Below are 13,193 nucleotides of genomic sequence, written 5' to 3'. Positions count from 1 at the left end.
CCGCGCCCTCTGCCCACTCCGCACCACCCCAGAAGGGAGGAACGCCGCATGACCAGCACCAACACCTCACCCACGCCGACCATCGACGGCGCGGCCCTGCTCGACGAGGTCGAAGCGTTCCACCGCCGCTTCAACGTCTTCCCCACCGAGGCTGCCTACGTCGCCGTCGCTTTGTGGGACGCGCACGCCCACCTCATCGACGCCTTCGACGGCACCGCCCGCCTCGCTTTCCTCTCCCCGGAACCCGGCTCGGGCAAGTCCCGCGCGCTGGAGATCGTGGAAACCCTCACCCCACGCGCGGCGACCACGGTCAATGCCTCCGCCAACGCCCTGTTCCGCCTCGTGGAGGCCGACGGGGGCACCCCCACCCTCCTGTTCGACGAGATCGACACCGTCTTCGGCCCCAAGGCAGGCGGCAACGAAGAGGTCCGTGGGTTCCTCAACTCCGGCTACCGGCGCGGCGCCAAGTCGCTCCGTTGCGTAGGCGATGGCTCCAACCAGAGCACCGAGTGGTTCTCCTCGTTCTGCGCGGTCGCCATGGCCGGGCTCGGCTCCCTGCCCGACACGATCCTGACCCGCTCCGTCATCATCCGCATGCGTAAGAAGGCCCCCAACGAGAAGGCCGAGCCCTACCGCCGGCGCGTCCACGAGAAGCAGGGCCACGCCCTGCGCGACCGGCTCGCCGACTGGACCGCCACCGTGCACGACCAGGTCGCCGAGGCATGGCCGGAGATGCCCCAGGATGTCTCCGACCGGCCCGCCGATGTGTGGGAGCCGCTCCTGGCGGTCGCCGACGCGGCCGGTGGCCACTGGCCCGAGCGCGCCCGAGCGGCCTGCGTCGAACTGGTCGCCGCAGGCCAGCTCGACGACAAGGGATCGCTCGGCGTCCGGCTGCTGACCGACCTGCGAGACCACGTCCTCAACGGCATCGACCGCCTGCCCACCGTCGCCATCCTCGAACGCCTCTGCGCCCTGGACGAGGCCCCCTGGGGCGACCTGGACGGCAAGCCCCTCACCTCACGGACCCTGGCGAAGATGCTCGGCGAGTACACGACCGAGGACCTCACCCCCATCAAACCCCGCAACATCAAGTCCGGGACGGGGGTCCTCAAGGGCTACTACGCCGCCGATCTCAGCGACGCCTGGCGGCGCTACTGCCCCCCACCCCCCGCAAAGTCCGCTACTGCCGCTACCGCCGCTACCTCGCAGGTCAGGGCCCTGAATCCAGTAGCGGGAAGCACGATTCCGGCCGCTACCGCGCTCCCCCAACCCGCTACCGCCCGATCACCACGCATCGGCCGCTAGACCACGCCCTATCCGCTACCGCTACCCGACCCGCTACCGAAAACAGGCCCCTGACCAGGGCGGTAGCGGAGGTAGCGGCAGTAGCGGCACCCACAGGACGGGGGCCAAGAGCCCCCGTCCCACGCCCGTGAGGAGACACCCCGGATGAGCACCGCCGCCACACCCGTCGATCGACTCCTCTACACGCCGGAGGAAGCCGCCGAAGCTCTCGCCATCGGCCGCTCGACCCTCTACGAACTCATGGCCGCCGGAGTCGTGAACTACATCAAGCTGGGCCGCTGCCGCCGCATCCGCCGCACGGACCTCGAAACGTACGTGTCGAGCCTCATCCCCCAGGCCAGCTGACCCATCCCAACTGAGGTGGCCCCGAACCAAGTTCGGGGCCACCTCCCTTACGGAGGAGCGCATGAGCCCCCGCAAGCCCAATATGGAATCGTCCATCTACGAGGGCAGCGACGGCTGGTGGCACGGCCGCGTCACCATGGGTGTGAAGGACGACGGCAGCCCCGACCGTCGCCACCGCCGCGCCAAGACCGAGCCCGAAATCAAGCGCAAGGTCAAGGAGTTGGAGCGCCAGCGCGACGAGGGCCGAGCCACCAAGGTGGGTCGCAAGCCGACCATCGCCAAATGGATGGAGACCTACCTCACCGACATCGCGAGCCTGAAGCTCAAGCCCCGCTCCCTGGACGACTACTGGTCCAAGACCCGCAACGACATCATCCCGGGCATCGGTCAGCACCGCATCGACAAGCTGCAGCCCGAGCACCTGGAGCGGATGTACCGGGCGATGCTCGATGCCGGGCATGCCCCCTCGCACGTGGTGAAGGTGCACCGCATCCTGTCCCGCGCCCTGAAGATTGCCCACCGCCGCCGCCTCATCAGCGAGAACGTCGCCACCCTCGTGGACCCGCCGAGCATCGACGAGACCGAGGCCAACCCCTTCACCAAGGAGGAGGCCAAGGCGTTCCTCGAAGCCGCCGCGAAGCGGCCCACCTTCATGCGGTGGATCGTCGGCGTCGGCATGGGGTTCCGGCAGGGCGAGACGCTCGGGCTGCGCTGGCCCTACGTCGACCTGGAAGCGGAGCTGTTCCACCCCCAGTGGCAGTTGCAGCGCCTCAAATGGCGGCACGGCTGCGACGACCCGCACGCCTGCGGCGAGCGCCTCCACCGCTTCGATCCCTGCCCTCCGAACTGCACCCGGCACAAGAACTACAAGCGCGGCTGCCCGAAGCCGTGCACCAAGACGTGCGCGAAGCACGCCAGTGCCTGCCCTGAGCGCAAGGGCGGCGGTCTCGTCTTCACCCGCCCTAAGACGAAGAAGAGCACCAATCCGGTGCCGATCCCGTCCGCCTTCATCCCCTACCTGCTCAGCCATCGCACAGCACAGGAGGAGATGCGAACCGCAGCCGAAGAGCTGTGGCAGGAACACGAAGTCCTGTTCTCACGACCGGACGGCCGCCCCCTGGACCCCCGGGACGACTGGGAGGAGTTCAAGGAACTGCTCGCCGAAGCCGGGATCGACGACCGTCGTCTCTACGACGGCAGCCGTCACACAGCGGGCACGATCCTCAATGAGCTCGGGGTCGACATGCCCACGATCATGGAGATCCTGCGGCACACCCAGATCAGCCAGACCCGCCGCTATGTGAAGGGACGCTCCCACCTCTCGAAGGACGCCATGCGCCGCATGGGAGAGACCTTCATGCCGCCCATGTCTGTGATCTTGCCTCGCATGGGAGGCAACCCGCAGGAGTCCGGCCCCACTGAGACCACAACTGAGACCCCCGACACCCGCGCCGCCCGCTCCCGCCGCCGACGCCGCATCCGCTGAACGACGAAACCCCAGCTCAGGGCGATCTGAGCTGGGGTTCCAGTGGAGCCGCCTTCGGGATTCGAACCCGAGACCTACGCATTACGAGTGCGTTGCTCTGGCCATCTGAGCTAAGGCGGCACGCCGTCCGCACCTATGGTGCGATCAGCAACGTCGCCAAGTCTACACAGTTTCCGGGGGTGCTCCGCACACCCCCGTCCCGCTCGGCCGACAGGCCGTCCTCACCCCTGCGAGCAGCGCTTTCCGTCCGCGGGTGGCGTGCCCTTCAGCAGGTACCTGTTGATCGTCGAGTCCACGCACTCGCTGCCGCGCCCGTACGCGGTGTGGCCGTCGCCCTCGTACGTGAGGAGCTTGCCGGAGGAGAGCTGGGCGGCGAGGGAGCGGGCCCAGCGGTAGGGGGTGGCGGGGTCGCGGGTGGTGCCGACCACCGTGATGGGGGCCGCTCCCTCCGCCGTGATGCGGTGGGCCTCGCCGGTGGGCTTCACCTTCCAGTACGCGCAGTTCAGGGACGCCCAGGCCAGGCCCTCACCGAAGACGGGGGACGCCTTCTCGAAGTCGGGGAGGGCGGCGCGGACCTCGTCGGGGGACGTGAAGGAGGGGGCCAGGTCCAGGCAGTTCACGGCGGCGTTGGCGTACATCAGGTTCCCGTAGGAGCCGTCGCCGTCGCGCTCGTAGTAGCTGTCGGAGAGGGCGAGCAGGCCCGCGCCGTCCTTGTCGCGCATCGCGGCCGCGAGGGCGTCGCGCAGCTGGGGCCAGGCCGCCTCGTCGTACATCGCGGCGATCACGCCCGTGGTGGCCAGGGACTCGCCCAGTTCCCGGCCGTCGCCGCCGGGGACCGGCTTGCGGTCCACGTCCTTGAAGAAGGCTTTGAGGCGGGTGCCCGCGTCCGTCGCGCTGCCGCCGCCCAGCGGGCAGTCCGCGCGCTTCACGCAGTCCGCCGCGAAGGACCGGAACGCCGTCTCGAACCCCGCCGTCTGGTCGCGGTTCATGCGGCGGGCGGACAGGGCCGGGTCCATCGCGCCGTCCAGGACGAGGCGGCCCACCCGGTCCGGGTAGAGGCCCGCGTACGTCGCGCCCAGGAAGGTGCCGTAGGAGGCGCCCACATACGTGAGCCTGTCGTCGCCGAGCGCCGCGCGCAGCACGTCCATGTCGCGGGCCGTCTCCACCGTCGACACATGCGGAAGGATCTTGCTCGACCGCTTCTCGCAGCCCGCCGCGAACTCCTTGAAGGCCCTGGTCAGTTCGGCCGTCTCGCGCGGGTCGTCGGGGGTCATGTCGGTCTGCGTGTAGGCGTCCATCTGCTTGCCGTCGAGGCAGGTGACGGGCTCGCTGCGGGCCACGCCGCGCGGGTCCACGGCGACCATGTCGTAGCGGGCGCGGACCTCTTCGGGGTAGCCGAGCGCCGCGTACGACTGGAGGTAGCCGACCGCCGAGCCGCCCGGGCCGCCGGGGTTCACCAGGAGCGAGCCCAGCGGCTTGCCCTTGCCGGTGGCCTTCTTGCGGGCCACGGCCAGCTTGATGTCGCCGGAGCCGGGGTCCGCGTAGTCCAGCGGGGCCTTCATCGTGGCGCACTGGAAGCCGGGGACGCCGCACTCGCGCCAGCTCAACTGCTGTTCGTAGTACGCCGACAGCGCGCGCGGGGTCGAGCGGGGCAGCGCGGCCATCGAGGCGTCCACCGACGAACTCCCCGCCGAGCAGCCGGAGATGAGCAGCCCAGCGGCGAGGGGGAGGGAGAGGAGGGCGGTGGCGGGGGCGGTGCGGAGCCGCCTGGCACGGCGGAAGCCTTTGGTGCGCATCAAGCGAGCGTAACCGTCCGCGACCGGACGGTCACCATGAGCGCTCGTACGAGTGACCTCGTCAACCGGCCCGTCCGGCCAGGCCGTTGAGAGCCCTCCCCCTGCGAGAGTTCGCCCGCCCTGCGAGAGCTAGCCCGCCCGCAGCGCCACCGTCATCGCCTCCACCGCGAGCAGCGGCGCCACATTGCGGTCGAGTGCCGTGCGGCACGCGCCGATCGCCTCGATACGGCGGAGCGTGGACTCGGGCGACGTACCGACCGCCATGCGCTGGAGCATGTCCTGCACCTCCGTGTTGGCGAGGGCCAGGTGAGAGCCCAGCTGGAGGGCGAGGACATCGCGGTACAGGCCGGTCAGGTCGATGAGCGCGAGGTCAAGGCTGTCGCGCTGCGTGCGGGTCCTGCGGCGCTTCTGCTTGTCCTCGAGCTCCTTCATCACACCCGCCGTGCCGCGCGGCATCCGGCCGCCCTGCGCCGCGCCGAGCGCCGCCTTCAGCTCCTCGGTCTCCTTGGTGTCGAGCTCCTCGGCCATCTGCTTCGCGTCCTCCCCGGCCGAGTCGATGAGCTCCTGGGCGGCCCGCAGACAGCCGCCGATCTCCTCGACCCGCTGGGGCAGCTTGAGGACGGCGGCGCGGCGCGCGCGGGCCCGCTCGTCCGTCGCGAGGCGGCGGGCGCGGCCGATGTGGCCCTGCGTCGCGCGCGCGGCGGCGGCCGCGGCCTCCGGTTCGATGCCGTCCCTGCGCACCAGGACGTCGGCGACCGCGTCGACCGGGGGCGTGCGCAGCGTGAGGTGGCGGCAGCGGGAGCGGATCGTGGGCAGCACGTCCTCGATGGAGGGGGCGCACAGGAGCCAGACCGTGCGCGGAGCGGGCTCCTCCACCGCCTTCAGCAGGACGTTGCCCGCGCCCTCCGTGAGGCGGTCGGCGTCCTCCAGGACGATGACCTGCCAGCGTCCGCCCGCCGGGGAGAGCTGGGCCCTGCGGACCAGGTCGCGGGTCTCCTTGACGCCGATGGACAACAGGTCCGTGCGGACGACTTCCACGTCCGCGTGCGTGCCGACGAGGCTGGTGTGGCAGCCGTCGCAGAAGCCGCAGCCGGGGGCGCCGCCGAGCGCGCGGTCCGGGCTGACGCACTGGAGCGCGGCCGCGAAGGCGCGCGCCGCAGTGGAACGGCCCGAGCCGGGCGGGCCCGTGAACAGCCAGGCGTGGGTCATCTTGGACGCCTCGGGCGGCGGGGTGTCCGTCCCCGCCGCCGTGACCAGCGCGTCCGCGTCACGGGCGGCGGCGTCGAGCTGCGCGCTGACGCGCTCCTGACCCACCACGTCGTCCCATACGGTCATGGGTCACCGCCCTCATTTCGCCCCGTCGATCCCGCGACGCCCGGTTCGCGCCGCGGGATTCATTGTGGGGCACAGCACTGACAACGCCGCCCCACACCTCATGTGCCCAGGTCAGCGGCGGCGACCCCGCCGCCCGCTCTCGTCGTCCTCGTCCGGCGAGCCGAGCAACTCGTCCGCCAGCGACGGGAGATCGTCCAGCGGCGTCTCCTCGGCCCAGTCCGAGCGGGGGCGCCTGCGCGGCGTCCCCTCGGCGTCTACCTGGGGCAGCTCGCGCGTCCGGTCGTTCCCGTCGCCCGCAGGCCGGGCCGGGGCGGCGGGCCGCTCGTCGCGGAAGTACCCCGGCGGCACCTTGTCGACCGGAGGCTCGTCCCGTACGGCAGGGCGCTCGTCCCGTACGGGAGGCAGCACCGCCGTCTCGTCGGCCGCACCCGGCGCGGGCGGCTGCGGCAGCACCTCGGTCTGCTCCGCGTCGGGCTGTACGGACGGCAGCACCGTGGTCTCGTCCGCCGCACCGGAGGGCGCGGGCGGCTGCACGACCGGCGTCGGCACCGTCGTCTCGTTGTCGGGGTGCGACGTGTCGGAGTGCGGCTTCTCAGGGCGCGGCTTGTCGAGGTGCGGCCTGTCGAGAGGCGCCGCGCTCCGGGACTGCGCGGCCGCGGCCGCCGAGGCCGCAGCCGCCTCCGCGAGGCGCCGCGCCTCCTCCGCGCGCAGCAGCGCCTCCTCCGCCTTGCGCTGCTTCTCGACCCGGCGCTCCTCGGCCTCGGCCCGCAGCCGCGCCTCTTCCTCCTGCTCCCGGCGGCGGCGCTCCTCCTCGGCCTTGCGCACCTTCTCCTCGGCGAGCAGGCGCGCCTGCTCCTCCTCGGCCCGGCGCCGGGCCTCCTCGGCGCGCTGCCTGGCCTCCTCGGCCTGGCGCTCGGCCTCGCGGCGCTGCGCCTCCTCCAACTCGCGCTGCTTGCGCTCCTCTTCCTCGGCGCGGAGCTTGGCGAGCTGCTCCTGGCGCTCGCGTTCGAGGCGCTCCTCCTCGGCCTTGCGCGCGGCCTCTTCCTCGGCCTTGCGGCGCGCCTCTTCCTCGGCGGCCTTGCGCGCCTCCTCCTTGGCCTTGATCTCGGCTTCGGAGAGGGGCAGGACGACGTCGAGCCGGTGCCGGACCACGGTGGTGACCGCCTCCGGCTCCTGGGCCGCGTCCACCACCAGGTAGCGGCCGGGGTCGGCGGCGGCGAGGGTCAGGAAACCGGAGCGCACGCGCGCGTGGAACTCGGCGGGCTCCGACTCCAGCCGGTCCGGCGCCTCCGTGAACCGCTCCCGCGCGGCCTCGGGCGCCACGTCGAGCAGCACCGTCAGATGCGGCACGAGCCCGCCCGTGGCCCACCGGTTGATGCGGGCGACCTCGGTCGGGGACAGGTCGCGGCCCGCTCCCTGGTAGGCCACCGACGAGTCGATGTAGCGGTCGGAGATGACGACGGCGCCGCGCTCCAGGGCGGGCCGCACCACCGTGTCCACGTGCTCGGCGCGGTCCGCCGCGTACAGCAGGGCCTCCGCGCGGTGCGAGAGTCCGGCACTCGACACGTCCAGGAGGATCGACCGCAGCCGCTTGCCGACGGGCGTCGCCCCCGGCTCGCGGGTCACCACGACCTCGTGGCCCTTGGCGCGGATCCACTCGGCGAGGGCCTCCGCCTGCGTCGACTTGCCCGCTCCGTCGCCGCCCTCCAGTGCGATGAAGAAGCCCGCGGCGGCGGGCGCCTGCGCCGGGTCGTCGCCGCCGCGCAGCGCGTCGAGGAGGTCCTGGCGCAGCGGTACGCCCTGCCGGTCGTCGGCCTTGGCGAGGACCAGGGCGGCCACCGGGAGCAGCAGCGCGCCCACCAGCATCAGCGTGAAGGAGGCGCCCCCGTGGTCGAACACGAACTTGCCGTTGACCAGCCGGTGCGGCCCGATCAGCGCGGCGAGCACCGGGGCGGCCAGCGCGCCGAGCGCGATGAACAGCCGTACGACGGCCTGGAGATGCTCCGTCGTGCGCACCCGGCGGTAGTCCTCGACCTCCTGGTCGAGCAGCGCGTGCCCGGTGTGGGCGGCGACGCCCGCGGCCACTCCGGCGAGCGTCAGGATCAGCAGCACGGTCGTCGGGTCGGGCACCAGGCCCCCGGCGAGCAGCGCCACACCGGTGACGGCGATCGCGAGCGAGAGGAGGCGCCGACGCGACAGGGAGGGCAGCACCTTCGGCGCGATGCGGATGCCGACGACGGTGCCGCCGGTCAGTCCGAAGACGAGCAGTCCGTACGTGACGGGCCCGCCCTCCAGGTCCTTGGCCTCGAGCACGGCGACGGCGACGGCCGCGGCGATGGCTCCGGCGACGGCGGCGCAGGCCGCGACGAGCAGCGGGATCGCGCCGGTGCGGCCCTTGTCGGTGCCGCTGCCGGTGCGCGGCCGGCGCAGCCCCTCGAGCGGGCTCCGCGCGCGGGGCGTCTGCGCGTCGGGCAGCTCCAGGAAGTAGACGATCGACAAGGAGGCGGCGAGAAGACCGGCCGCGACAAAGGAGGAGAGCCCCGCCTGGTGCAGCTCGAACCAGTCGAGCCCCGAGCCGAGCAGGTTGTTGACGAGGGCGACCGCGATCAGCGTGGCGGCCGCGAGGGGCAGCGCCACGAAACTCGTCCGCAAGGAGAGGCGCCGCAGCGCTTCCATGTGGTCCGGCAGCGGCCGCACCGTGGCGCCTTCGAGCGGTGGCGCGGGCAGCAGCGCGGGAGCCGCGCTCTCCTTGGCGACCGTCCAGAAGCGCTCGGCGACGCCGACGACGAAGGCGGTGACGAGGAGCATGGCGAGCGCGTCGTCAGGGGTCCAGTCGATCCACAGCGGGGCGACGATCAGCAGCGCCGCCCTGACCCCGTCCGCGCCGACCATGGTCCAGCGCCGGTCAAGGGGCCCGTCGGGCGACGTCAGGGAGGTCAGCGGCCCGAGCAGCACCGCCCCGAAGAGCAGCGTCGCGAGCACGCGCGCCCCGAACACGGCCGTGACCGCGAAGGCCACGCCTCGGTAGCCGCCCCCGAAGGAGCCCTCGGCGATGGCCGATTGGAGGGCCAGGATCACCAGGACGAACAGGCCGAGCGCGTCACCCACCCCGCCCACGAGCTGTGCGCTCCACAACCGCTTGAGCTGCGGCACCCGCAGCAGGGCGCGGACGGCACGCTCTCGGGAATCTGCGACCAGGGCGTCGTCGGGGGCCGGGTCTGAGACCGGTGGCTGCTCGGCACGCGTCATCCGTCCAGCCTATCTGGAGGGGATGCCTCCCCGAAGAGGCGCCCGAACATACGGGCACCCCTTCGGTGGCGACGATTCCGGCGTACGAGACGTACGAGGCGTACTCGTACGGGGCGTCCTGCTCGCCCTCCTGCGCGGCGTCCTACTCGCCGTCGGACGAAGCCGTCTTCGCGGCGGCAGTCGTCTTGGCAGCGGCCTTCTTCGTAGTCGTCTTCTTCGCGGCCGTCGTCTTCTTTGCCGCTGTTTTCTTGGCCGTCGTCTTCTTGGCGGCGGTCTTCTTCGCAGCGGTCTTCTTGGCGGGCGCCTTCTTGGCCGTCTTCTTCTTGGCGGGCCCCTTCGCCCGCTTCTCCGCGAGCAGCTCGTAGCCCCGCTCCGGAGTGATGTCCTCGACGGAGTCCGCCGCCCGCAGCGTCGCGTTCGTCTCGCCGTCGGTGACGTACGCGCCGAAGCGGCCGTCCTTCACCACGACGGGCTTGCCGCTGACCGGGTCCTCGCCGAGCTCCTTCAGCGGCGGCTTCGCGGCCGCGCGCCCGCGCTGCTTGGGCTTGGAGTAGATCTCCAGGGCCTCTTCGAGCGTGATGGAGAAGATCTGGTCCTCGGTCTCGATCGACCGCGAGTCCGTGCCCTTCTTCAGGTACGGGCCGTAGCGGCCGTTCTGCGCGGTGATCTCGACGCCCTCGGCGTCGGCGCCCACGACGCGCGGCAGCGACATCAGCTTCAGGGCGTCCGCGAGCGTCACCGTGTCCAGGGACATCGACTTGAAGAGCGAGGCCGTGCGCGGCTTCACCGCGTTCTTGCCGGTCTTCGGGGTGCCCTCGGGGAGCACCTCGGTGACGTACGGGCCGTAGCGGCCGTCCTTGGCGATGATCTCGCGGCCCGACTCCGGGTCGGTGCCGAGCGCGAAGTCGCCGCTGGGCTTGGCGAGCAGCTCCTCCGCGTACTCGACGGTGAGCTCGTCCGGCGCCAGGTCGTCGGGGACGTCCGCGCGCTGGTGGTTCTCGGAGTCGCGCTCGCCGCGCTCGATGTAGGGGCCGTAGCGCCCGACGCGCAGCACGATGTCGTTGCCGACCGGGAACGACGACACCTCGCGGGCGTCGATGGCGCCCAGGTCGGTGACGAGTTCCTTGAGGCCACCGAGGTGGTCGCCGTCGCCGTTGCCCGCGTCGGCGGCGCCGCCGGTGCCCTCGCCCTCACCGAAGTAGAAGCGCCGCAGCCACGGCACGGCCTGCGCCTCACCGCGCGCGATGCGGTCGAGGTCGTCCTCCATCTTGGCGGTGAAGTCGTAGTCGACGAGCCGCCCGAAGTGCTTCTCCAGGAGGTTGACCACGGCGAACGACAGGAAGGACGGCACGAGCGCCGTGCCCTTCTTGAAGACATAGCCGCGGTCCAGGATCGTCCCGATGATCGACGCGTACGTCGACGGGCGGCCGATCTCGCGCTCTTCCAGCTCCTTGACCAGCGACGCCTCGGTGTAGCGGGCCGGCGGCTTGGTCGCGTGGCCGTCCACCGAGATCTCGTCGGCGGACAGCGCGTCGCCCTCGCTGACCTGCGGGAGCCTGCGCTCGCGGTCGTCCAGCTCCGCGTTCGGGTCGTCGGCGCCTTCCACGTACGCCTTGAGGAAGCCGTGGAAGGTGATGGTCTTGCCGGACGCGCTGAACTCGGCGTCGCGGCCGTCGGCGGCGCGGCCACCGATCTTGACCGTGACCGAGTTGCCGGTCGCGTCCTTCATCTGGGAGGCGACGGTCCGCTTCCAGATCAGCTCGTAGAGGCGGAACTGGTCGCCGGTCAGGCCGGTCTCGGCGGGCGTGCGGAAACGGTCCCCCGAGGGGCGGATCGCCTCGTGCGCCTCCTGGGCGTTCTTGACCTTCCCGGCGTACGTGCGCGGCTTGTCCGGCAGGTAGTCGCTGCCGTACAGCTGCGTGACCTGCGCCCGGGCGGCGGTGACCGCCGTGTCGGACAGCGTCGTGGAGTCCGTACGCATATAGGTGATGAAGCCGTTCTCGTACAGCTTCTGCGCCACCTGCATCGTCGCCTTCGCGCCGAAGCCCAGCTTGCGCGAGGCCTCCTGCTGCATCGTCGTCGTGCGGAAGGGCGCGTACGGGGAGCGGCGGTAGGGCTTGGACTCGACCGACCGCACGGAGAACTGCGTCTGCTCCAGGGCGGCGGCGAGCGCGCGGGCGTTCGCCTCGTCCAGGTGCAGGGTGTCGGACTTGAGCTGCCCGACCGAGTTGAAGTCGCGGCCCTGCGCGATGCGCTTGCCGTCGACCGTGGTGAGGCGGGCGACGAGCTGGGAGGGGTCGCTGGCGTCACCGGCGCGGCCGGTGCCGAAGGTGCCCGTCAGATCCCAGTACTCGGCGGAGCGGAAGGCGATGCGCTCGCGCTCGCGCTCGACGACGAGCCGGGTGGCCACCGACTGGACGCGCCCGGCCGAGAGCCGCGGCATGACCTTCTTCCACAGCACCGGCGAGACCTCGTAGCCGTACAGGCGGTCGAGGATGCGGCGGGTCTCCTGGGCGTCGACCATGCGCTTGTTGAGCTCGCGCGGGTTGCGGACGGCGCCCTGGATCGCGTCCTTGGTGATCTCGTGGAACACCATGCGCTTGACCGGGACCTTGGGCTTCAGGACCTCGAGGAGGTGCCACGCGATGGCTTCGCCCTCGCGGTCCTCATCGGTGGCGAGGAAGAGCTCGTCCGAGTCCTTCAGGAGATCCTTGAGCTTCTTGACCTGCGCCTTCTTGTCGGCGTTGACGACATAGATGGGCTCGAAGTCGTTCTCTACGTCGACACCGAGGCGGCGCACCTCGCCGGTGTACTTGTCCGGCACCTCGGCGGCGCCGTTCGGGAGGTCGCGGATGTGCCCGACGCTCGCCTCGACTACGTATCCGGGGCCGAGGTAGCCCTTGATCGTCTTCGCCTTGGCAGGCGACTCGACGATGACGAGTCGGCGGCCGCCCTGTGCGGTCTCGCTGGTCGGGGACAACTTCGCTCTTCTCTCCGGTCGACGCTCGGTGGCAGGCGTACGGCGCTGCGTACGCGGTATGCGTTGCGCTGTCGCTGCGGAGTGTGACGGTACATCCCGCCCCCGTGTCAAACGGGAAAAGCCCGCAACGGCCACTCGAACGGTAACCCGACTACCGCCATTCCTGCCGCCCGGAGTGGCGACCCGTGGAGTCGGCCGGGACCCGCGGCCCCGGTCAGAGCCGCGTGAAGCACCACGCCCCGAGGACCAGCGCCCCCGCCCCGGCCAGCGCGGCGAGCGTCGCCGACGCGACCGGGCTCACCCCGTGCGCGACCGGCGAGCGATGGGCCACGCGCACCCCCGTCCAGAGCAGCAGCGCCGCTCCGAACAGCGCGAACACCGTTCCGGCGAAGATCGCTGGTGCGCTCTCCATGACCTGACTCCCCCTCCGACACCGCTGCGGGTTCCCCGGCCTGGGAGGCTGACACGGCGGGACGGCGGGAGCGCGAACTCGGGGTGAACGGCGGGAGGCGCCGGTGGCGACTGTGGCGCACGTATCTTTTCTGCGCACGGACCCGCGCACGTCTGTGCACCGGCGTATACGGCCTGCCGCTTCCCGCGTACGGGTCCACCCGCGATGCGCGTACCCGTGATGTTGGCCGGATTCCCCCGCCGCCCGGGCCCGAGGGACCTGGGACGGGCAGGCGGGGCGGACGGA

At 71.7% G+C, this 13,193-nt stretch carries 8 protein-coding genes and 1 tRNA gene; 3 read left to right on the top strand and 6 right to left on the bottom strand.

Features of this window, described 5'->3' with window-relative positions; all coding sequences use genetic code 11:
* Positions 1–48 precede the first annotated feature (48 nt).
* The 3 genes from ACQB60_RS30120 to ACQB60_RS30110 all read left to right on the top strand — a co-directional run bounded on the left by ACQB60_RS30120 (position 49) and on the right by ACQB60_RS30110 (position 3,136).
* On the top strand, positions 49–1,305 hold the full coding sequence (locus ACQB60_RS30120; protein WP_496929256.1) for a DUF3631 domain-containing protein: 1,257 nt from the start codon (positions 49–51) through the stop codon (positions 1,303–1,305).
* Positions 1,306–1,449: 144 nt separating this feature from the next.
* The gene (locus ACQB60_RS30115) at positions 1,450–1,650 is read left to right on the top strand and encodes a helix-turn-helix domain-containing protein (RefSeq protein WP_496929255.1); all 201 of its coding nucleotides are present in this window, start codon (positions 1,450–1,452) and stop codon (positions 1,648–1,650) included.
* Positions 1,651–1,711: 61 nt separating this feature from the next.
* On the top strand, positions 1,712–3,136 hold the full coding sequence (locus ACQB60_RS30110; protein ID WP_496929254.1) for a tyrosine-type recombinase/integrase: 1,425 nt from the start codon (positions 1,712–1,714) through the stop codon (positions 3,134–3,136).
* A 43-nt stretch (positions 3,137–3,179) separates the two neighbouring features.
* Here ACQB60_RS30110 and ACQB60_RS30105 read toward each other — a convergent pair.
* From ACQB60_RS30105 to ACQB60_RS30080, 6 genes are all read right to left on the bottom strand, one after another.
* Positions 3,180–3,256, bottom strand: a tRNA-Thr gene (locus tag ACQB60_RS30105).
* A 101-nt stretch (positions 3,257–3,357) separates the two neighbouring features.
* The gene (locus ACQB60_RS30100) at positions 3,358–4,932 is read right to left on the bottom strand and encodes an alpha/beta hydrolase (RefSeq protein ID WP_496929253.1); all 1,575 of its coding nucleotides are present in this window, start codon (positions 4,930–4,932) and stop codon (positions 3,358–3,360) included.
* Between the two features lie 129 nt (positions 4,933–5,061).
* On the bottom strand, positions 5,062–6,267 hold the full coding sequence (locus ACQB60_RS30095) for a DNA polymerase III subunit delta' (RefSeq protein WP_496929252.1): 1,206 nt from the start codon (positions 6,265–6,267) through the stop codon (positions 5,062–5,064).
* Positions 6,268–6,378: 111 nt separating this feature from the next.
* Positions 6,379–9,516 (bottom strand): dTMP kinase, encoded by a 3,138-nt coding sequence (gene tmk / locus ACQB60_RS30090; protein WP_496929251.1) that lies wholly within the window; start codon positions 9,514–9,516, stop codon positions 6,379–6,381.
* Positions 9,517–9,658: 142 nt separating this feature from the next.
* Entirely contained in the window at positions 9,659–12,496 is a 2,838-nt protein-coding gene (topA, locus tag ACQB60_RS30085; RefSeq protein ID WP_496929250.1) for a type I DNA topoisomerase, read from the bottom strand.
* A gap of 214 nt (positions 12,497–12,710) precedes the next feature.
* Positions 12,711–12,908 (bottom strand): hypothetical protein, encoded by a 198-nt coding sequence (locus ACQB60_RS30080; RefSeq protein WP_384834968.1) that lies wholly within the window; start codon positions 12,906–12,908, stop codon positions 12,711–12,713.
* Positions 12,909–13,193 lie beyond the last annotated feature (285 nt).

This window comes from Streptomyces odontotermitis (assembly GCF_050510915.1).
GTDB lineage: Bacteria > Actinomycetota > Actinomycetes > Streptomycetales > Streptomycetaceae > Streptomyces.
Note: the sequence above shows the minus strand (reverse complement) of the source record. Positions and strands in the feature narration are given on the sequence as shown.